The sequence below is a fragment of the Simiduia sp. genome (assembly GCF_058345725.1).
On the sequence record NZ_JBTUOC010000012.1, the window covers coordinates 59,684 to 79,750 of the forward strand.

Sequence of the window (20,067 nt, forward strand, 5' to 3'; positions counted from 1 at the left end):
TGGTTGCCGACGCCACTAGTGGCAATTTTGATAAAGCAGCACCCGCAGTCGCCGGTGGGCGTCGCGGTTAGCGCCATCTGCCCACAGCCAAAGACTGAAGCGCGCGGGGTGTAAAACGCCGCGCAGCCGCAGCTTGATAAGCCACGGACAAATCAGCTGCTCTCCAGTCATCACCACTGGCAGCCACTGATCGCCGGTACCCAGCCACCAGCCTTTATCGTTTAAACGCAAATACTGCCCTTGCCTCGCGCCGTTGAAAGGCTGCCGGCAAACGGCGATCAATGCAGCCAGCAACAACAGCAACAGTCCTACGAGCAACAGGAGCATCGAAAGGCGCAGACAGGGCGCTTGCGGAATGCGAAAACTGGCAAAGTAGCAGAGGTAGGCTGCCGGTAAGGCTACCAGCAGCAATAGCAGGCATTTATAGCGGCCCTCCAAGGGCCCCGCTGCCAAGCTTAACTGCAGCGGACTACTCGGACTGCAGACCGGTGTTTGCGCGGATAATGCCGACAATCCTTTGCAGCTCCTTATCTTCCGGGTCCTGGCGCTTTAAAAACCAGCCAAACATATCCTGATCTTCCGATTCCAGCAGTTTCCAGTAGCGCTCTTTATCGTCCTGCTCCAGGCTGGGGTAGACGTTCTCTAAAAATGGCAGCAACACCAAATCCAACTCCAGCATGCCGCGGCGACTGCCCCAAAACAAACGGTTTCTATCCACCTAAAGCCTCCAACTACACACCACAACCGATCGGCTTGGCGTGCCGATATCAATTGGCGCTTGCGAAAGTGCAAGCGCTTGGCATTATAGCGACCCACGTGGGGCATTTCACCCGCGCAAACAACAACGGTACACGATGAATATGATTAAAGACTGGCAAGCCTTTGCGATCGACCAGGGCGGCGTCTTGGGTAATAGCGGCCACTTCGAATACTTCGAACAATGGCCCTATGCGGACCCCACAGATGATCTGTTGATCGACGGGAGTCTGTTCACAACCCTGCTACTGAGCGGCCCAGACGCACAAAAATTCCTGCAGGGCCAAATTACCCAGGATGCTCGGCTAGCGGGGCAAAGCAAGGGCTTTTTTACCGATACCTGCAACCCCAAAGGCCGCATTATTGGCAGCTTCATTGTCCTGCCAGATACACCCGAGCACTTGCGACTTTTGGTACCGGCAAACAATGCAGCGCACTTGACGGCGCATCTCAATAAATACTTGGTTTTCTCCGAGGCCACATTGACCCGGTGCGACCAGGTCACCAGCTTGTTGCTCACCGGCCCTTCAGCCAGACAGCAACTGGCAAACCTGGCTATAAATTTACCGGATAGCCCAGGTTTGGTGGCAAAGACAAGTAGCGCACCCAATGCGGATCTTTTGGTCTACGAAGGTGTCGATGGCGCAGTGTTGCTGAATCTGCCAGTGGCCCAAGCGCAGGTACTTTGGCATGAACTGCAATCCCAATGCACGCCCGCTGGCGCCCGGGCCTGGCGCACCCTTCAAATTCGCCAGGGTATTGCCTGGGTCGATGGAGAGTCCCGTGAGCGCTATACGCCACACCAATTAAACCACCAGTGCATCGATGCCATCAATTTCCGCAAGGGCTGCTACACGGGCCAAGAGGTTGTCGCACGCATGCATTACAAGGCCACCCTAAAAAGCCACAGCTACTTATTTGCCCTAACCTCCGAAGTGACGCCAGTGCCTTTCACAGAGATTCGCGCAGGCGGTCAAAAAGTAGGCGAAGTGCTGTGCGCTGAAGCCACCTCGCCCAACCAATGGGCACTGCTTGCGGATGTAAAGACTGAAGCCCTCGAACAACCGCTCCATGTGGGCGAACGCTCGACGGAAAAACTTCATCAAGATGCGCTGCCCTATGCTATAAACAACTGAGCGAAAAGATAAATTTTGTTCACGGAGTTACTGCATGAGCCAACTGGTAGAGAAAGTCAGCCAAGACATCATTTCAGCACTGGAGTCTGACCAGCTGGTTCTGCCCACCCTACCTGAGGTGGCGCTCAGAGTGCGCGAGGTTGCAGAGGACCCAGACGCCAGTATCAATCAAATGGGCAAGGTCATCGGCAGCGACGCCGCACTAACCGCCCGCCTTATCAAAGTTGCCAATAGCCCGCTGTTGCGCGGCAGCAAAGAAATTACCGATTTGCAAATGGCACTGGCACGACTCGGTATCGAGTACACCTGTAACATCGCCACCGGGCTCGCCATGTCCCAGATGTTTCAAGCCACGAGCGATTTAGTGGATAAGCGCTTACGCGAAGTCTGGACCCGCTCCAGCGAGATCGCCGGAATTTGCCACGTCATGTGCAAACACCGCACCAAGCTACGACCCGACCAAGCCACGCTAGCGGGCCTGGTGCACCGCATCGGTGTACTGCCCATTCTCACCTATGCGGAAGAAAACCCCTCGCTCCTACGGGACAGTTTCACCCTAGACACCGTCATAGAGGCATTGAATGGCCCCATTGGCGATCGTATTTTGAAACATTGGGCCTTTCCGGAGCCGCTCATTCACATTCCCACAGAGCATGTGAAATTTAGTCGCCAGGTTGCCGAGGCCGACTATGCCGATATTGTGACCGTGGCAGTATTGCAGAGCTATATGGGCTCTAACCACCCGCTCGCCCAGGTGGACTACGCCAGCGTCACAGCCTTTGGTCGACTAGGATTGGATTCCGATATGGAATCTGCCGAGGGCGATGATTTAAGCGCCGAGATGGAAGCGGCAATGGCCATGCTGCAATAGTGGCGCTCTAGGTGGCAATGGCGCGCCAATCAACCGGCGACTTACCCCATTGCTGCAACCGCTCATTGGCCAATTCGAAACAGCGCGACCCCAAAAACGCGCAAAAATCGCGCCCCGCTTTTGTGGCCCCCAAGGGGCTAGGGTGAGAGGTTTTTATGACGCAGTGACGCGCGCTATCGATATCCGTGCACACGCGATGGGCAAATCGTCCCCAGGCCAAAAAGACAATCCCGCTGCGCTGGGCGTTCAAGGCGCGCAGGCACTGGGCCGTAAATTGCAGCCAGCCCTTTTTAGCGTGAGACCCAGCTGCGCCCTGCTCCACCGTTAGCGACGCATTTAGCAATAGTACGCCCTGCCGAGCCCAGGCCGACAAATCACCCGACCCGGGTTGATTTTCGCCGGCAAACAACTCTTTGTAGATATTCCTTAAGCTTGGCGGCAAGGCGACACCGGGTGGCACACTAAAGCTTAAACCGTGCGCCTGGCCAGGGCCATGGTAGGGGTCCTGACCAACAATGACGACTTTCACCTGATCAAAGGGCGTGTGCAAAAACGCCTGAAACCACTGAGTCGATGGCGGATATATGACTTTACCCGCCTGCATTTCGCATTTTAGAAAAGCCCTCAACTGTTCCATATAGGGCTGCGCCAGTTCCGCCTCAAACACCGCGCGCCAACCCGGGTCCAGAGCCTCAATAATATTGCCAGCCATTCAAAATGTCTCCCATAAAAAAAGCCGCTAGGCGGCTTTATTTTCAATTTACTCGGGGCGCATATGCGGAAAGAGCAGTACGTCCCTGATAGACGGCGAATCCGTTAACAGCATTACCAGGCGATCGATACCAATCCCCTCGCCTGCAGTAGGCGGTAAGCCGTACTCCAGCGCGCGAACGTAGTCCGCATCGTAATGCATGGCCTCGTCGTCACCGGCATCTTTCTCTCGTACCTGCTGCATAAAGCGCTCGGCCTGATCCTCTGCATCATTCAGCTCGGAAAAACCATTAGCCAATTCGCGCCCCCCCACAAAAAACTCGAAGCGATCGGTCACAAAAGGATTGTCGTCATTGCGGCGCGCCAGTGGCGACACTTCCGCTGGGTACTCCGTTATAAATGTGGGCTGAATCAGCTTGTGCTCTGCGGTTTCTTCAAATATTTCGATCTGAATCTTGCCCAGGCCCCAAGTATCTTTAACGTCAATCTTTAAGCGTTGCGCGATCTCCGTAGCCGCGTTGATATCTTGCAGCTGCTCGCGGGTGATACCGTCGTTGTATTTGAGTATCGCGTCCACCACTGAGATGCGATCAAAGGGCTTGGCAAAATCAAAATCAGTACCCTGATAGCTAAATGCTGTAGAGCCGCGCACTTCGATTGCCAGCTTACGCAACATATCTTCAGTCAGATCCATCAGGTCTTTATAGTCTGCGTAGGCCTGGTAAAACTCGAGCATAGTGAACTCGGGATTGTGGCGCGTCGACAGGCCCTCATTGCGGAAATTGCGGTTGATTTCGTACACCCGCTCGTAGCCGCCCACGACCAATCGCTTCAAGTACAGCTCGGGTGCAATACGCAGAAACATTTCAACATCCAGCGCATTGTGGTGGGTCACAAAGGGTTTGGCCGATGCACCACCAGGAATTACGTGCAGCATCGGCGTTTCCACTTCCATGAAGTCGGCATCATTCAGGTAATTGCGAATAAAGCTGATTACTCTCGAACGTGTGCGAAACACATCGCGCACCTCTGGGTTAACCATAAGATCCACGTAGCGCTGACGGTAGCGAATTTCTTGGTCGCTCAGGCCGTGAAACTTGTCCGGTAGCGGGCGCAAGGCCTTGGTTAGCAGCTGGAATTCTTCCAGATTTACGTACAAATCGCCTTTTCCGGATTTATACAGCTGGCCCTTAACGCCCACCAGATCGCCCATGTCCCACATGCCCGTGGTGTCTTTCAAAGTCTGCTGTGCGGCTTTATCGGCATATAACTGGATTTGACCGCTACCGTCTTGGAGCACAAAGAAAGGACCGCGCTTGGCCATAATGCGGCCGGCTACGGTAGCCACAAAGCCCAGCGACTCCAGCGCTTCTTTGGATTTATCACCATACTCAGCTTGCAGGTCGGCGGCCTTATGCTCGCGACGAAAATCGTTCGGGAAGGCGTTGCCCTTCTCGCGGATAGCCGTCAGTTTTGCGCGACGCTCGGCAATTAAACGGTTTTCATCCTGTGCTGCAGTTTGGTTTTCATTACTCATGGTGAATACTCGTCGATAAATTACAGACCGGCCTTCAGGCTAGCCTCGATAAACTGATCCAAATCGCCATCAAGCACCGCTTGACAGTTACTGGTTTGAACGCTGGTGCGCAAATCTTTAATGCGCGAATCATCCAACACGTAGGAGCGTATCTGGCTACCCCACCCAATATCGGCTTTGCCATCCTCCAGCGCTTGCTTGTCGGCGCTGCGCTTTTGCATTTCCAATTCGTACAGGCGCGCGCGCAGCATTTTCCACGCTTTATCGCGGTTTTGGTGTTGCGAGCGTTCGCTTTGGCACTGCACCACGGTATTGGTGGGTTCGTGCGTCAGGCGCACCGCCGAGTCGGTTTTGTTTACGTGCTGGCCACCGGCACCCGATGCTCGGTAAGTATCGGTACGCACATCGGAAGGATTAATATCAATTTCAAAATTGTCGTCAATTTCCGGCGACACAAAAACCGAGCTAAAGGAGGTATGGCGGCGATTGCCCGAGTCAAAGGGCGACTTGCGAACCAGTCGATGCACGCCCGTCTCCGTGCGCAGCCAACCAAACGCGTACTCACCTTCAAAATAGATGGTGGCACTTTTAATACCCGCCACATCGCCGGCGGACACCTCTTCCAGCGTGGTTTTAAACCCTTTGGCTTCGCCCCAGCGCAGATACATGCGCAGTAACATTTCCGCCCAGTCCTGGGCCTCGGTGCCGCCGGAGCCTGCTTGAATGTCCAAATAGGCATTATTGATGTCCATCTCGCCGGCAAACATCCGGCGAAATTCGAGCACGGCCAATTGGGCTTCCAGCGCCCCGATATCGGCGGCAACGGCGTCCACCGAGTCTTGATCCTGCTCTTCTACGGCCATTTCCAGCAGGTCCCTGCAATCCGCAACGCCGGCATCGAGCTTTTCAATGGTGCTGACTACCGTTTCCAGTGCAGAGCGCTCGCGGCCCAGAGCCTGCGCGCGCTCCTGATCGTTCCAGACGTCCGGTTCTGCGAGCTCAAGCTCTACCTCTGCCAGACGCTCTTTTTTACTGGCATAGTCAAAGATACCCCCTAAGCACGTCGGTACGCGCCTGGAGGTCTTTTAGTGCGGTGAGAAGTGGATTAATTTCCATGGATACCTGCTAATTCCCGGTGGCCGGTTAAATGCCGAAAGGCGCGGATTGTAACCCACTGCCGTATCGGCACCAACCCCGAAATTCGCAGGCTCCATCAGTGTAATATCACGCAAGCGCAGTGTTCAACAGCCAGCCTAGCACCAGAATCTGTGGCAGCGTGTACAGCGGCAGCGCCAGCGCCAATCGCCAAGAACCAGTGGTATCTTTAAGCGACATGATTTCTGTGTAGTCAGTGGATACACCAGCCATCATAAAAGTAAAACCATTACCCGGTGCCTTGGCGCGGGTAATCAATTCCGCGGCTAAGGGTGTCGAACCCTCCGAGCACACCTCGATTACTGTGGCTGCCAGTAAGGTCGCCAGCAAGCCGACTAGGCTCGGGCCAAACCACGCTGAAAACACGGCGGTATCGACAAAGGTGCGAACCGCCGCCGCCAAAAGCACGCCCACCAGCAACCAACGCACCACCATGGCGGAGCCCTTTAATCCCTCCCACAAGATGCTGGTCAATAACCCCAATCGCCAGTCAATGCTATGCCAGCTGCGCCGAAAGTCCGCTCGCCAGTTGTAATCCGGGTCTAGTGATTGAGTATGGGGGTTTTTAGGTAGCCGCCCAGTAGCTACCAGCCGATCGATCCACCAGCCCGTGGACAAGGCCACCGACAGCGACAATAAAACAAACAACAAGGTTAAGGGCAGGCCGATAAGCGCCACCATGATGATGGTCAACGAGAGCGAATTCCAGGGGGTGGCTATTAGAAATGCCATTACCTGCCCCAAACTCGCGCCACGCTTATACAATTGCATGCCCACCATCAAGACGCCGTGCGAGCATAAATCCAGTGCCAAGCCAGCCCCTGTGGCCCGCAGCAGACCCCGCTTGGTGCCGCCCTGCCCCAATACGCCCATGATTAAGCCTTGGGGTATGCGGCCCAGCAAGCCCACAAACAGCGCAGCTAACAGAATCCCCCACCACATGGTATTTATCAGTTCGAAGACCGTGTGGCTGGCAATCTGCCAGGCCCCATGAAGCTCGCCGCCGGCCAGCAGGTGCACAAGGTAAAGCCCCAGTACCGCGGTCAGCCCACCCCACAGTAGATAATCGGGTCTACTGCCAGTGGTGTCACAGCAACTGTCCTGCTCATGGGCCTGCTCGTGGCACTGGGTAGGCGTAGTTTCTTCGGACGCTGCAGCCGATGATTTTGTGCAACAGGCGTGTTCTTGGGTCATGAGGCCTCCGTTGTAAAGGGCGATGCAGCCAAACGATCGAGAATAGCGCAGCGATGTTGCTCGCCACCGTCACAGCAGGACCACAGCTCCTGCAAGGTATCCTCCAGGCGCTGTATCTCCTCGCGCTTGGCCTGTAATTGCTGCAATTTAGTGGCGACAAGCGCCTTCACACTGGCGCTGTGCGCGCGGGTATCGCGGTAGAGATTGAGTAAGTGCCCCGCTTCCTGGACACTAAAACCCACAGCGCGCGCGTGCTGCAAAAAGCAGAGGTGATCGAGGTGGGTACGGTTGTACGCGCGATAACCATTGCCCTGCTCGCGCGCCGGGGTGACCAGGCCCTGGGCCTCATAGTAGCGAATGGCCTTGGGTGTAAGCCCGGTTACCCGGGCAACCTCTTGAATGTGCATAATTGGTGACCCTCTGATTCTTACATCAGGGTCAGTATCAACGCTACCCCTGGGTCAAGGTCAACCCCAGAGGCTCTTTCACTCAGTCCGCAGCTAGGCCGCCAGCCGCAGCACAGTCACCGGGGGGAGTTGCAATAGGTGTCGACAACTCCAAGCCCCCAGCGCACCTATAGTTGAGGCACCAAAGGCTGGGGTAAGCAACCAGACCCAGGGGTGCGGTTGCCAAGTCAACTCAAAGACAAACCGCTGTAGCCCCCAAAGCAGGCCCTCTGCACCAGCCGCAGCAATCAATCCAGCCAGCAGCCCCAGCGCGGCAAACTCAATCCACAGTCGCTGACGCAATAGTCCGCGGCCGGAGCCCAGCGCCCTGAGTAATCCAATCTCCTGCATACGCCCATCCATACTTGCGTGAACCGATGCCATCAGCACTAACATGGCGGCGCCGAAAACTAACCAAAAAACCAATTGAACACTACTGCTCACCTGGGCGATGACCAGCCTGACCTGTTCAAATATTTTTTCCATTTCGATGACTAATGCTGTTGGGTGCTGCTGCAGTAGATCCGATACAAAGCGCCCGCCGTCCGGTGGTGCATAAAGGCTGGTCATATACATGGGGGCAAAATTATCCAGCGCACCCTCGTTAAACAGAACGAAGAAATTCGGCCGCAGCGAATCCCAGCGCAGACTTCGCAAACTGGCAACTTTTGCACTTAGCGTTAAACCGCCAATACTGAACTCAAGCGTGTCGCCCACGGCAATCTGTCTGCGCTCAGCAAACTCCGCCTCTACCGACACCAATACTTCGGCGCTGTCCTCGGGCGCGGTCCACCAGCGGCCCGCAGTGATGGTATTATCTAAGGGTAAATTTGCGGACCAACTTAAATTTAATTCTCGCGTCATGGCTTGCGGCTCATTGCGAGCGCCGCGCGCTTGATCCTCCTCGTTCTCTTCGTCTTCATCCATCTGACCCTGTGCGCGCAGTCGTTCTTCGCGGGTTTTGGCATCCTCGCCATTAATGTGAGTTAAACGTCCGCGCACCAGCGGGTAGAGACCTCCGTGCTGGAGTGATTTGGCGTGCAATAACTGTTCAAAGCTTTCGGTTTCGTGGGGCGCCAAATTGACAACAAAATGATTGGGCGCGTCGTCGGGCAATTGCATGCGCCACTCTTCGAGCAGCGACCCGCGTACCAACAGCAATGTGGCAAGCAACATCAGCGCCGTGCCAAACACTATAATCTGCAGCGTGGTTTCCGCTTGACGTCTGCGCAGCGAGGCCAGCGCCAAACGCCACTGGCTACCCCACTGATTACCGTAACGTCTAAGCAGCCATAAACCAGACAAGGCGATACCAGCCGCCGCCAGCGCCACCAAACCCCAGGCCAACATGACCAAGCCCGAAAGTTTTGCCGTACCACTGTAGAGCCACAGCAAGAGAAACGATGAGATAAAACCGGCACATAATTGCCAGCGCCCCGCCACTGTGGGCACTGGTGTTTCGCGCCGAAGTACGCGAATTGGCGCCACTTTTGGCAAGGGCCAAAGAGGGGGCAGCGCAAAAAACAGCAGGCACAAATAACCGGCAACGACACCTAAGATGGCTGGCAACCAACCGGGCGGGGGCAGCTCGGTGGCAACCAATTCGGCGATGCTCTGAGCAATTAATGCCTGCAAGCCAACGCCTGCGAGTAACCCCAGACTGCCCGCAAAGAGCCCCAGCCACAGCATCTGCGCCAAATATAGGCCTTGAATCTTGGTAGATACCACACCTAAACTTTTTAACAGGGCCACTTGATCAATGTGGCGACTGCAAAATCTTTGGGCCGCCATGGCAATTGCAATACCCGCCAGCAACACCCCAAACACACTGGCCAACATCAAAAAATTGCGTGCCGTAGTTAGGCTATTGGCAATACGACGCTGGGCGCTCGCAACATCCACAACGCGCTCATGCACAGTTAGCGCCGGCGTTAGCTCGCTTAAGTAACTGTCTATGACCGCTTCTTCGCCTGCCAGCAATAGACTGTAACTGGCGCGGCTGCCCGGCTGCAGCACCCCTGTTTTTGCCAGGTCGCTTTCGTGCATTAACACGCGGGCACCAAAATTCAAAAAGCCCTGGCCCCGATCGGGTTCACTCACCAACACCTGTGACACGCGCAAATCGGCTTCACCCACCTCGATAGTATCGCCCAAAGTAAGCTGCAGCAGGGGAAATAGCCGGCCTTCTACCCACACCTCGCCGGGCCCAGGGCCACGGGTTTGCACTGTGGCGGGCTCATCGCCGAAGGGTGCATTGCGCGTTTCCAATTTACCAACGAGCGGGTAACTGTCGCTTACGGCTTTAACGGATGCCAAGTGCGAGGCATCTCCGTTAAATACCATTGAACTAAAAATCGTGGTGTTTGCCGTTTGCAGCCCCCTATCGACCGCCTGCTGGGCCCATTGCGGAGGAGTCGGCTTATTGGCGCGAATCAGTCTGTCGGCGGCAATAAAGGCGTGCGACTGTGCTTCCATTGCACGCTCTAAGCGGTCGGTAAACAGTGCGATGCTACTTACCAGCGCAACGGCCATCAAGGTGGCCACGCCGAGTATTTTGACCTCAGGACTACGTAAGTTCCGATATAGCAGTCGCAAACTCAGCATGCTTCACCTGCCGCATAGGTAGTATCGCTTTCGCCCTCTGATATTAATACTTCTGCACCGGCGGCAAGCACGAGATTGGCATCGCACCTATCCGCCAATCGCTGCTCGTGGGTTACCAATACCAGCGTTGTTGCGTGCTTGGCATTCAAGTCAAACAGCAAATCGATAATCTTTGCACCGGTATTGGCATCCAGGTTGCCAGTAGGCTCATCGGCAAACAAGATCTTTGGCTCGCTGACAAAGGCTCTCGCCAAGGCAACTCGCTGCTGCTCGCCTCCCGATAGCTGGGGCGGATAGTGAGCTTCGCGATTTTTCAAGCCCACCTCTTCCAGGTAGTAGTGCGCCCTTTCCCGCGCATCCCGCCGACCCTGCAGCTCCAGAGGTAACATGACATTTTCCAGCGCTGAAAGCCCCGGCAAAAGCTGAAAAGACTGAAATACGAAGCTCAGAGTCTGGGCGCGCAATTCGGCACGGCCATCCTCGTCCAGATCGTTGAGACATTGACCATTCAATAAAACTCGGCCATCACTGGGTACATCCAAGCCGGCTAATATCCCCAACAGGGTAGACTTTCCTGAGCCAGAGGCACCCACAATGGCCATACTGGCCCCCGATAGCACCCTTAAATTAACCCCACGCAAGATTTGCAAGGGGCCAGCTAAGGTATCAACGGATTTGTTAAGATTTTCTGCAATGATCATAATAGGCCTACCAATTCCCTGCGTTTAATAAACGACCAATGTGTGAGACGAATACCATTGATCGCGTCTAGCGCCCTTAAGGCTTGCAAAAATCGCCATATTTACGCAAATTGATGGCTCGCAACAACCAGGACATACGATGCTTACTACCCTATCAGATTATCAGCAGCGCGCCAGAGAGTTGCTCGCGGTGCTACTGCTGTTGATCGCATCCACCGCGCAAAGCGCCAGCATCCTGGTGCTGGGCGACAGCTTAAGTGCCGGCTACGGTCTTGAGGAGCCGAGCGATAGCTGGGTGAATTTATTGGCTGATCAACTGCCGGCGCATACAGTGATTAACGCGAGCATCAGCGGCGATACCTTGTCGGGCGGTCTGGCGCGCCTACCCAGGCTAATGCAGACGCACAAACCCGATATTGTATTAATTGAACTCGGCGGTAACGATGGATTGCGAGGGTTTTCACTGGCGCGAATTCGCGCGCAACTGCAACAGCTCATCCAAACGGCTAAGCAGGGCCAAGCGCGCGTGCTGGTAATGGAAATGCGCATACCACCCAACTATGGGCAGCGCTACACCAGCCGTTTCAGTGCACTCTATTCGGAAGTGGCCGAGGTGGAAGCCGTTCAATTAATACCATTTTTCCTGCAGGATCTGGCCCTTCAACCTGGCATGATGCAGGCCGACGGCATTCATCCCACTGCGGCAGCACAACCCGCTATGCGCGATGCCGTGGCCACCGCACTTATGCCGCTTCTGGCACAGGCTGTAGATAACTAATCATCAATTGGACATTGCGCTGACCGCGAAACTCGTTGATATCCAATTGAAATACCGCCTTCAATTTACGCAAGGAAGGTGCGGGCCAGGCAGTCAGGTCAACATTAAACGCGATGCCATCCAACACCAGGTGTGGGCTATGCTCGGGCGCAAGGGTTAGCTTAAGGTGCTTACCCCCCACCAAACGTTGGGACTGAATAGTAAAAACGCCCTCGAATGCAGGTTCGGGAAACTGTTGCCCCCAAGGCCCAGCATCTGCCAATTGTTGAGCGCACGCCAAGGTGAACTCTTGAGCAGCCAGCTCACCGTCAGTATAAATAACCGCCTGCAAATCTGCTTCGGTCAACATTTGCCGACATACCTGATCAAAGGCCTGCTGAAATGCAGCAAATTTCTCTGCGTACAGACTGAGGCCTGCCGCCATGGCGTGGCCGCCAAACTTGATGATGATGCCCGGGTGTAATACGGCAACGCGATCCAATGCATCGCGCAAATGCAGGCCTTTTATAGATCGGCCTGATCCTTTTAACTCACCGTCACCTGCCTCAGCAAATAGAATCACTGGGCGGTGATAGCGCTCTTTAATTCTTGAAGCCAGGATGCCAATGACGCCTTGATGCCATTGAGCGTGAAATAAACTAATCCCCCAAGGTTGCTGCTCGCCCAGATCGAGGTTTGCCAAAGCCACCTCGGCCTCTTTATGCATCGCAGTTTCTATGGCACGGCGATCGCGATTAAAATCATCCAGTTGCTGCGCCAAGGCCAAGGCTTCCTGTTCGCTTTCTGCAAGCAGGCATTGAATGCCCAGGCTCATATCATCCAGCCGGCCGGCGGCGTTTAAGCGAGGCCCAACTGCAAAGCCCATATCGGCGGCCTGCACATGGGTCGGGTTGCGGCCGGCAACACGCAATATCGCAGTAATACCCGGCCGACAGCGACCGGAACGTATTCGCAATAGGCCCTGCTTAACCAGCAAGCGATTATTGGCATCGAGGGGCACCACATCGGCAACGGTGCCGAGTGCCACTAAATCCAAATAATCAGCCATGTTGGGCACGCGGCGCTGCTGTTCGGCAAACCACCCCTGTTGAACTAATGCAGTGCGCAGGCGACTCATTACATAAAAAATAACGCCCACACCAGCCAGGTTTTTGCTTAAAAAACCGCAACCGCGCTGATTCGGATTCACGATTGCATCAGCTAGGGGCGTTTCATCTGCAGGTAAATGGTGGTCGGTAATAACCAACTGAATGCCCGCGTCGCGCACAGCCTGTGCACCGGCAATGCTAGAGATACCGTTATCCACCGTGATAATGATGTCGGGATGAAACCCTTTGGCCACTTCGACAATTTCAGGAGTGAGCCCGTAGCCGTAATCAAAGCGATTGGGTACCAGAAAGTCCACCTGTGCCGAGCCCATGGCGCGCAATGCAAGCACCGCCAGTGCCGAACTGGTGGCACCGTCTGCATCAAAATCACCCACGATTAAGATTTTTGATCCGCTACGTACGGCATTGCTTAGCACACCTACCGCCGCCTCCAAACCTTTTAGGTCAGGTGGCAATAGCTCCGAGAGTTGCTGCGGAAGCCCTGCCTCATCGACGACACCGCGCGCTAAATAGATGCGCTGTAAAAGCGCTGGCATTGGCTGCGTAAAATTTGCCTGCGCTAAATCAGCTTGGCGCTGCTTGATTTCCATAAATGCCCCTTGCCTCCCATGCCATTGCCACTCAATGGCTGCCTATTTATGCATCGCGCAAGGATAACATGGATGTAAGGTTCGGGATCGGTGGCGAGGCTTATGCAGCGACAGCGAAAAATCAAGAGGCAGCTAGTTGGCGTGCTTCGCGCCGCGCCTGCGCCTCGCGCCAACGTCGTTCTTGAACCTGGGTATTTATTTCAAGCGGGACCACGGGTGTAGGTTTACCCTGGGCATTGACGGCAACCATGGTGAAATAACTGGTATTGGTGTGTCGCATTTCACCCGTTTCGAGATTTTCTGCAATAACCCGGATACCAATTTCCATGGAACTGGTGCCCGTGTAATTCACGGACGCCAGTAGTGTCAGTAGTTCGCCAATCGCGATTGGCTCTTTGAACAAAACATTGTCTACCGACAAGGTGACAACATAGCTGCCGCTGTAGCGCATGGCCGCCGTATAAGCGACTTTGTCTAACAGTTTGAGCAGTTCGCCACCGTGCATTTTACCCCCAAAATTACTCATTTCAGGGGTTACCAAGACCGACATTTCCGTGGTATGTGACCGCATAAGCAACTAGGCCCGTAAATTCTGTGCAATAAACTGCTGGACGCTTTGCGTATCGTTTGACAACACAGAATAACGCTCTTCGCGGTCAAATAAGTCGGCCATGTGGTGCGGCAGCGCGGGATCGTCTTTTTGCCCGGCCTTCTTCACAGCCTCGGGAAATTTTGCCGGATGTGCTGTTGCTAAGCACACCATTGGCGTGTATTGATTTTTGCGCTTTGCTCGCGCCGCCTGCACGCCAATGGCGGTATGAGGGTCGAGTAAGTAGCCTGATTGCGAGAATACATCGGCAATAACGGCGACCATCTCGTCGTCATTCAATCGATGACTGCTGAATAATTGCCGCGCTTTTGCCAAGGCTGCATCCGACAAAGTCATAGCGCCGGACTTAAACTCATTCATGAGCTGCGCGATTGCACTGCCATCGCGATCGTAGAGATCAAACAGCAGGCGCTCAAAGTTGCTGGACACCATAATATCCATACTGGGCGACAAGCTGTGCACTAGCGGCTTACGAGAGTGGTCATTGCCGCTGATACAGCGATGTAAAATGTCGTTGGCATTGGTCGCGATAATCAACTGTTCAATGGGCAGCCCCATCTTACTGGCAAGATATCCCGCAAAAATATCGCCAAAGTTGCCCGTCGGCACAGAGAAGGACACAGCGCGCGATGGCGCTCCCAATGCAATGGCCGCGTAAAAATAGTAGACAATTTGCGCCATAATGCGCGCCCAGTTAATGGAGTTGACCGCCACTAGCTGGCGCCCTTCGGGTAAAAAGGACTGATCGGCAAAACTGGCTTTCACCATATTTTGACAATCGTCAAAATTTCCTTCCAAGGCGATATTGTGAACATTGTGCGCGAGCACCGATGTCATTTGCCGACGCTGCACGTCGGACACTCGGCCGTGTGGGTGCAATATAAATATGTCGATGTTATCGCAGCGGCTACAGCCTTCAATGGCAGCCGAGCCAGTGTCGCCAGAGGTAGCCCCCATCACCACAACTTTTTGATTGCGTTTGGCCAAAATATGGTCCAGCAAGTGCCCTAAAAATTGCAATGCAAAATCTTTAAACGCGAGCGTAGGCCCTTGAAAAAGCTCCAGTATCCACTCGTTATGGCCTGTTTGCACCAAAGGTGCTACCGCCGAGTGCCGAAAGCTGGCATAGGCTTTGTCGATTATGCTTTTTAATTCGGCATCGGATAGCGCGCCGTCGACAAAGGGTTTAATAATTTCGAATGCCAGCGCCTGGTAGGACAAACCTGCCCAGCTGGCGATTGTCGCGCTGTCAAAATGCGGCAGTGTTTCAGGCACGTACAAACCACCGTCACTGGCTAAGCCCGTTAATACGGCGTCTTCAAAAGACAGTGCAGGCGCTTGCCCACGGGTACTGATATATTTCACAAGTCATTCCAACCGAAAGTCTATTAACCCAACGCTTCTACACGAATGTGTGTCACTTCACCGTGAATCACCGGCAGCGCTTCAATTTTTGTAATTGCAGACATTAGCTGGTGCTCAATGGCCCGGCTGGTCAACAAAATGAGCGGAACCTGAGGCGCATCGTTTTGCGGTTCTTTTTGAATTAAGGCCTCAACACTGATATTGGCCTCGGCCAAAATAGTAGACACTTGCGCCAACACGCCTGGGCGATCTTCCGCCAGCATGCGCAGATAGTAAGCGGTTTCGACTTTATCCATGGGCAGCATTGTGGGTTGCTGCTGGGCTGCATTGTGAAAGGCCAAAGGCGCAACGCGCGCACTGCCGCCAATGCTGCGGGCCACGTCCACGATATCGGCGATAACCGCAGAGGCCGTGGGTTCTGCGCCGGCGCCGGCGCCGTAATATAGTGTTGGTCCCACGGCATCGCCCTTCACCAAGACCGCGTTCATGACGCCGTCGACATTGGCGATAAGGCGTTTGGCGGGAATCATGGTTGGGTGCACCCGCAATTCAATGCCCGCCGCTGTTTGGCGTGCAATGCCCAGGTGTTTAATGCGGTACCCCAGCTCCTGGGCGTAATCCACATCTTCAGGCGCAATTTTACTGATGCCTTCAGTGAAAACCTTATCAAATTGCAACGGCATCCCGAAAGCCAGTGAAGCTAAGATCACCAACTTGTGGGCGGCATCTATGCCTTCGACGTCAAAGGTTGGATCGGCTTCGGCGTATCCCAATGCTTGGGCTTCTTTTAACACGTCGTCAAAAGCCCGCCCCTTGTCGCGCATTTCCGTCAAAATAAAGTTGCCGGTGCCATTAATGATGCCCGCCAGCCACTCAATTTTATTGGCCGATAGGCCTTCGCGCAGCGCCTTAATGATGGGAATACCCCCAGCGACGGCGGCCTCAAACATGACACTGACACCTGCCGCTTCCGCCTTGGCAAATATTTCGTTGCCGTGCTCCGCAATCAGCGCCTTGTTGGCGGTGACCAAATGTTTGCCGTTGGCAATGGCTTCTAGCACTAACTCTTTGGCAACCGTGGTGCCACCAATCAGTTCTACGACCACGTCCACTTCGGGGTTGCGCGCCACGTCAAAAATATCGCGTGTGACCGATATACCGGAGGTGTCATAGGCGGGGTTGTCGCGCCGGGCGCCAATTTGAATAATGTCAATTTCTACGCCGGCTCGTGCACTTATTTCGCGTTTATTACGCTTGAGCACATTAAATGTGCCACCACCCACTGTACCCAGGCCACATATGCCTACTTTCACCGGTTTCAAAATAACTTCCTCTGAATCGCAGAAAGCGCAATCAAACGTTGCGCCGAAATGATGTTTTGCTGTTTATTCTTGCAAAAGGACGGCAACCTTACTGATACCGGCTCTGGCTGTCAATCGGGGCCGGTATCTGGGTGACTTGCCTGAGGTATTGCGCAGGGCTAGGAGTCGATGCCCAACATTTGCAACAGCTCCGGCGCGGGACGATAGCCGGAAATCAACTCGCCATTGGTCATAAAAATGGCCGGTGTGCCGCGCACACCAATGCTGCCGCCCAACTGATACTGACCGGCGATGGGGTTGTCTTCACACACAGCACCGCTGATGTGCTGGCCATTTTTCAGGCGCGTGAGGGTATCGGTGGGATTGTCTGAGCACCAAGCGCGAGCCAGCTTATTGTAGGACTCAGAGCGAATACCCGCACGCGGGTAAGCTAAATACCGCACCTCGACACCCGCGGCATTGAGCTGGGGCACCTCTTGGTGCAGTTTGCGGCAGTAGCCACAATCGACATCGGTGAACACGTAGATTGATGCTTTAGTGTCGCCCTTGGCCGGAAATACAATCATGTCTTTGACATCCTGCGCGGCCAGTAGGGGCGCGCGCTCTTTCTGGCGCGCCAGCTCTTCAATATTTACAAGCTTATTGCCATCAATTTTGTAAAGGTCACCCGCCACTAGGTAGTCGCCAGAAGCATCCGTGTATAGCACGGGGCCATTGCTCAGTTTAATGGCGTAAATGCCCGCAAAGGGACCGTTTTCAACGCCCACCACGGCCATGTGCGGTATGGCGGCGGCAACCTTCGCCTTGAGCCGTGCCTCTAACTCTGGTGTCACCTTAGCCAAACCCGTTGCCGCCTGGGAAAATACCAGAGGCGAAGCGAGCAGCAAGGTGGCGGCCATGGCTTTAAAAAACAACTTAATCATGCTTAACAATCCTTAATAGTACGCTGAGGCATAGCCGGATAATAACGTATGCCAACCGGTTATACAGTGTCAGAGCCAATGTTTTGCGACAGTTTACGCCCCTACCCCCTTGGATGGTGCATTTGGTGTAATTGTTTCATACGCTCGCGCGCCACATGGGTGTAAATTTGGGTGGTCGATAAATCGCTGTGCCCAAGCAGCAACTGCACTACCCGCAAATCGGCACCGTGATTAATCAGGTGCGTGGCAAAGGCGTGCCGCAAGGTGTGTGGCGATAAGGGTTTCTGGATATCCGCAACCTGGGCCCAGTGTTTGACGCGATGCCAAAACGTCTGCCGTGTCATTTCCTGGCCGCGACTACTGGGAAACAGTACATCACTTTGGGCGCCGCGCAACAGCACCCCACGGGCCTCGCGCTGGTACTGCATTAGCCAGTCGGCGGCTTCCTCGCCCAGGGGTACCAAACGCTCTTTAGACCCCTTGCCAAACACCCGTACCACACCCTGACGTAAATTTACCTGTGCAAGCGTTAAACCCACCAGTTCCGACACCCGCAGCCCCGTCGCATACAACACTTCCAGCATACAGCGATCGCGCAGGCCCAAGGTATCTGTGGTATCCGGCGCCGCCAGCAATGCCTCCACATCGGCCTCCGTCAAGGTTTTGGGTAATGGGCGCCCGAGCTTAGGGCTACTTATGGGTGCTGTGGGATCAACGGTTAAATGCCCCTCGCGCAAGTGATAAGCGTAGAAACTTCGTAAACACGACAATTGTCTGGCCACCGAGCGTGCGCTGGCGCCCTGCCCCAACCGCGTAGCCAAATAGGCTTGCAATTCATCGGCGCCGGCTTGGCGCAAAGGTTTTGCGCCAAGGTGGTGGGCCACAAATTGCAAGTCGCGCCGATAGGCCGCCAGGGTGTGATCGCTCAAGCCCTTTTCCGTCCACAGCGCATCCAAAAACTGGTCTATCTCACTCAAGCCGGCCCCCTTAAATTGCGCATAGGTTACCCGTTCGACGCCGTGCTGCAAGCATAAAAAAACCGGCCAATGGCCGGTTTTTTAAAGATCCGCTCGCAATACTTAGTTGAGCTTTTCTTTGATTCGCGCTGCCTTACCTGCCAGATCGCGCAAGTAGTACAGTTTGGCTTGACGCACATCACCGCGACGCTTCACGGAAACAGAGTCAACCAGTGGGCTGTGTAACTGGAAAGTACGCTCAACACCCACGCCGTAAGAAATCTTACGCACGGTGAATGCAGAGTTCAGACCGCGGTTGCGCTTGCCAATGACAACGCCTTCAAAGGCCTGCAAACGGCTGCGATCGCCTTCTTTTACTTTTACCTGAACTACAACGGTATCACCGGGTGCAAACTCAGGAACCTCTTTTTTCAACTGTTCGTTTTCGAGGGCTTGGATAATCTTGTTAGTCATGTCTTTCTCCAAAGTAACAAGTGTGTAGCTTCACAGCTAGAAAGGGAAACCCGTCATTATTCGGTATTTCCCGCCTCGAGGTCCCGACGAAAGTCCGTCAGCAGCCGCTGCTGCTCCTCGGTCAAGGTCTTGCCTTGCAGCAGATCAGGTCGCCGCAACGCGGTGCGACCCAAAGCCTGCTGTAACCGCCAACGGCGGATTCTTTCATGGTCTCCGGAGGCTAACACCGCCGGTACCGCTAATTCTTTGTCGCCAGTGGAATAGACCTCTGGGCGAGTATAGTGCGGACAATCTAACAGGCCATCGGTAAAGCTGTCTTGCTCTGCCGACTGCTGGTGTCCTAGCGCACCGGGAATCAAACGAGTGATGGCATCAACCATCACCATAGCTCCCAGCTCGCCGCCACTTAAGACGTAGTCGCCAATGGACCATTCGCTATCGACTTCGAGCGCGATAAACCGCTCGTCGACCCCCTCGTAACGACCGGCAACCAAAATCAGGTTGCGTGTCGCGCCGGCAAAGGCCTGTGCCGCCGCCTGATCAAAGCGCCGCCCCTGGGGCGACAGGTATACCACTTCGCAATCGCCTGTCCAGGCCCTAGCGGCGGCTACCGCGTCGCGCAGCGGCTGTACCATCATCACCATACCGGGCCCGCCGCCGTAGGGGCGAGCATCGACAGTCTGATGCCTGTCGCTGGTGTAGGCTCTGGGATTCCAGCAACGCAGCTCCACCAGCCCTTGTTTCATTGCCCGACTGCTAACCCCGTGCAGGGTTATGGCATCGAACATTTCCGGAAACAGCGTCACCAGTGCAATACGCAGCGGTTCAG

20 protein-coding genes are annotated in these 20,067 nt (G+C 54.7%); 3 read left to right on the top strand and 17 right to left on the bottom strand.

The annotated features are described in order from the left end of the window. Positions 1-15: 15 nt before the first annotated feature. The gene (locus ACW8F6_RS02835; RefSeq protein WP_491574325.1) at positions 16-513 is read right to left on the bottom strand and encodes a protein YgfX; all 498 of its coding nucleotides are present in this window, start codon (positions 511-513) and stop codon (positions 16-18) included. Then, positions 470-718 carry an FAD assembly factor SdhE gene (locus ACW8F6_RS02840; RefSeq protein WP_491574326.1) on the bottom strand — a complete coding sequence of 83 codons (249 nt, stop codon included), beginning with the start codon at positions 716-718 and terminating at the stop codon, positions 470-472. The genes ACW8F6_RS02835 and ACW8F6_RS02840 overlap by 44 nt, the downstream gene beginning before the upstream one ends. Before the next feature lie 136 nt (positions 719-854). On the opposite strand from ACW8F6_RS02840, the gene ygfZ reads away from it, so the two are divergent. Together ygfZ and ACW8F6_RS02850 are read left to right on the top strand one after the other, a co-directional pair. Then, positions 855-1,892 (top strand): CAF17-like 4Fe-4S cluster assembly/insertion protein YgfZ, encoded by a 1,038-nt coding sequence (ygfZ, locus tag ACW8F6_RS02845; protein ID WP_491574327.1) that lies wholly within the window; start codon positions 855-857, stop codon positions 1,890-1,892. A 34-nt stretch (positions 1,893-1,926) separates the two neighbouring features. Beyond that, the gene (locus ACW8F6_RS02850; RefSeq protein ID WP_491574328.1) at positions 1,927-2,763 is read left to right on the top strand and encodes an HDOD domain-containing protein; all 837 of its coding nucleotides are present in this window, start codon (positions 1,927-1,929) and stop codon (positions 2,761-2,763) included. 7 nt (positions 2,764-2,770) lie between these two features. Here ACW8F6_RS02850 and ung read toward each other — a convergent pair whose 3' ends face one another. From ung to ACW8F6_RS02885, 7 genes are all read right to left on the bottom strand, one after another. Beyond that, on the bottom strand, positions 2,771-3,475 hold the full coding sequence (ung, locus tag ACW8F6_RS02855) for a uracil-DNA glycosylase (RefSeq protein ID WP_491574329.1): 705 nt from the start codon (positions 3,473-3,475) through the stop codon (positions 2,771-2,773). A 48-nt stretch (positions 3,476-3,523) separates the two neighbouring features. Further along, positions 3,524-5,011: a lysine--tRNA ligase gene (gene lysS / locus ACW8F6_RS02860; protein ID WP_491574330.1), complete on the bottom strand. Its 1,488-nt coding sequence runs from the start codon at positions 5,009-5,011 to the stop codon at positions 3,524-3,526. 20 nt (positions 5,012-5,031) lie between these two features. Then, positions 5,032-6,127, bottom strand: a protein-coding gene (gene prfB, locus ACW8F6_RS02865; RefSeq protein ID WP_491574331.1) for a peptide chain release factor 2 whose coding sequence is annotated in 2 segments (ribosomal slippage) — positions 5,032-6,054 and positions 6,056-6,127 — 1,095 coding nt in all. Because the reading frame shifts where the segments join, the coding sequence is not laid out codon by codon here. Between the two features lie 108 nt (positions 6,128-6,235). Further along, positions 6,236-7,360, bottom strand: a complete 1,125-nt coding sequence (locus tag ACW8F6_RS02870) for a permease (RefSeq protein ID WP_491574332.1) — start codon at positions 7,358-7,360, stop codon at positions 6,236-6,238. After that, complete coding sequence (locus tag ACW8F6_RS02875) at positions 7,357-7,767, bottom strand: MerR family transcriptional regulator (protein ID WP_491574333.1); 411 nt, start codon at positions 7,765-7,767, stop codon at positions 7,357-7,359. The genes ACW8F6_RS02870 and ACW8F6_RS02875 overlap by 4 nt, the downstream gene beginning before the upstream one ends. A gap of 93 nt (positions 7,768-7,860) precedes the next feature. Next, positions 7,861-10,410, bottom strand: coding sequence for an ABC transporter permease (locus ACW8F6_RS02880; RefSeq protein WP_491574334.1), 2,550 nt, complete (start codon positions 10,408-10,410; stop codon positions 7,861-7,863). After that, complete coding sequence (locus tag ACW8F6_RS02885; protein ID WP_491574335.1) at positions 10,404-11,111, bottom strand: ABC transporter ATP-binding protein; 708 nt, start codon at positions 11,109-11,111, stop codon at positions 10,404-10,406. Before ACW8F6_RS02885 ends, ACW8F6_RS02880 begins: the two co-directional genes overlap by 7 nt. 139 nt (positions 11,112-11,250) lie before the next feature. Here ACW8F6_RS02885 and ACW8F6_RS02890 point away from each other — a divergent pair, with 139 nt between their 5' ends. Continuing rightward, complete coding sequence (locus ACW8F6_RS02890) at positions 11,251-11,889, top strand: arylesterase (protein WP_491574336.1); 639 nt, start codon at positions 11,251-11,253, stop codon at positions 11,887-11,889. On the opposite strand, the gene recJ is transcribed toward ACW8F6_RS02890, so the two are convergent. The 8 genes from recJ to trmD all read right to left on the bottom strand — a co-directional run bounded on the left by recJ (position 11,855) and on the right by trmD (position 20,059). Continuing rightward, on the bottom strand, positions 11,855-13,588 hold the full coding sequence (gene recJ / locus ACW8F6_RS02895) for a single-stranded-DNA-specific exonuclease RecJ (protein ID WP_491574337.1): 1,734 nt from the start codon (positions 13,586-13,588) through the stop codon (positions 11,855-11,857). The two genes, ACW8F6_RS02890 and recJ, sit on opposite strands and share 35 nt — an antisense overlap. A gap of 121 nt (positions 13,589-13,709) precedes the next feature. Then, on the bottom strand, positions 13,710-14,114 hold the full coding sequence (locus ACW8F6_RS02900; protein ID WP_491574338.1) for an acyl-CoA thioesterase: 405 nt from the start codon (positions 14,112-14,114) through the stop codon (positions 13,710-13,712). Between the two features lie 51 nt (positions 14,115-14,165). Further along, positions 14,166-15,563 carry a threonine synthase gene (thrC, locus tag ACW8F6_RS02905; protein WP_491574339.1) on the bottom strand — a complete coding sequence of 466 codons (1,398 nt, stop codon included), beginning with the start codon at positions 15,561-15,563 and terminating at the stop codon, positions 14,166-14,168. 23 nt (positions 15,564-15,586) lie between these two features. Beyond that, complete coding sequence (locus ACW8F6_RS02910; RefSeq protein ID WP_491574340.1) at positions 15,587-16,885, bottom strand: homoserine dehydrogenase; 1,299 nt, start codon at positions 16,883-16,885, stop codon at positions 15,587-15,589. A gap of 158 nt (positions 16,886-17,043) precedes the next feature. Next, positions 17,044-17,808 (bottom strand): DsbC family protein, encoded by a 765-nt coding sequence (locus tag ACW8F6_RS02915; RefSeq protein ID WP_491574341.1) that lies wholly within the window; start codon positions 17,806-17,808, stop codon positions 17,044-17,046. Positions 17,809-17,909: 101 nt separating this feature from the next. Next, entirely contained in the window at positions 17,910-18,785 is an 876-nt protein-coding gene (gene xerD / locus ACW8F6_RS02920; RefSeq protein ID WP_491574342.1) for a site-specific tyrosine recombinase XerD, read from the bottom strand. A gap of 102 nt (positions 18,786-18,887) precedes the next feature. Beyond that, entirely contained in the window at positions 18,888-19,238 is a 351-nt protein-coding gene (gene rplS / locus ACW8F6_RS02925; protein ID WP_253355438.1) for a 50S ribosomal protein L19, read from the bottom strand. Between the two features lie 56 nt (positions 19,239-19,294). After that, positions 19,295-20,059, bottom strand: a complete 765-nt coding sequence (gene trmD, locus ACW8F6_RS02930; RefSeq protein WP_491574405.1) for a tRNA (guanosine(37)-N1)-methyltransferase TrmD — start codon at positions 20,057-20,059, stop codon at positions 19,295-19,297. Between the last annotated feature and the right edge of the window lie 8 nt (positions 20,060-20,067).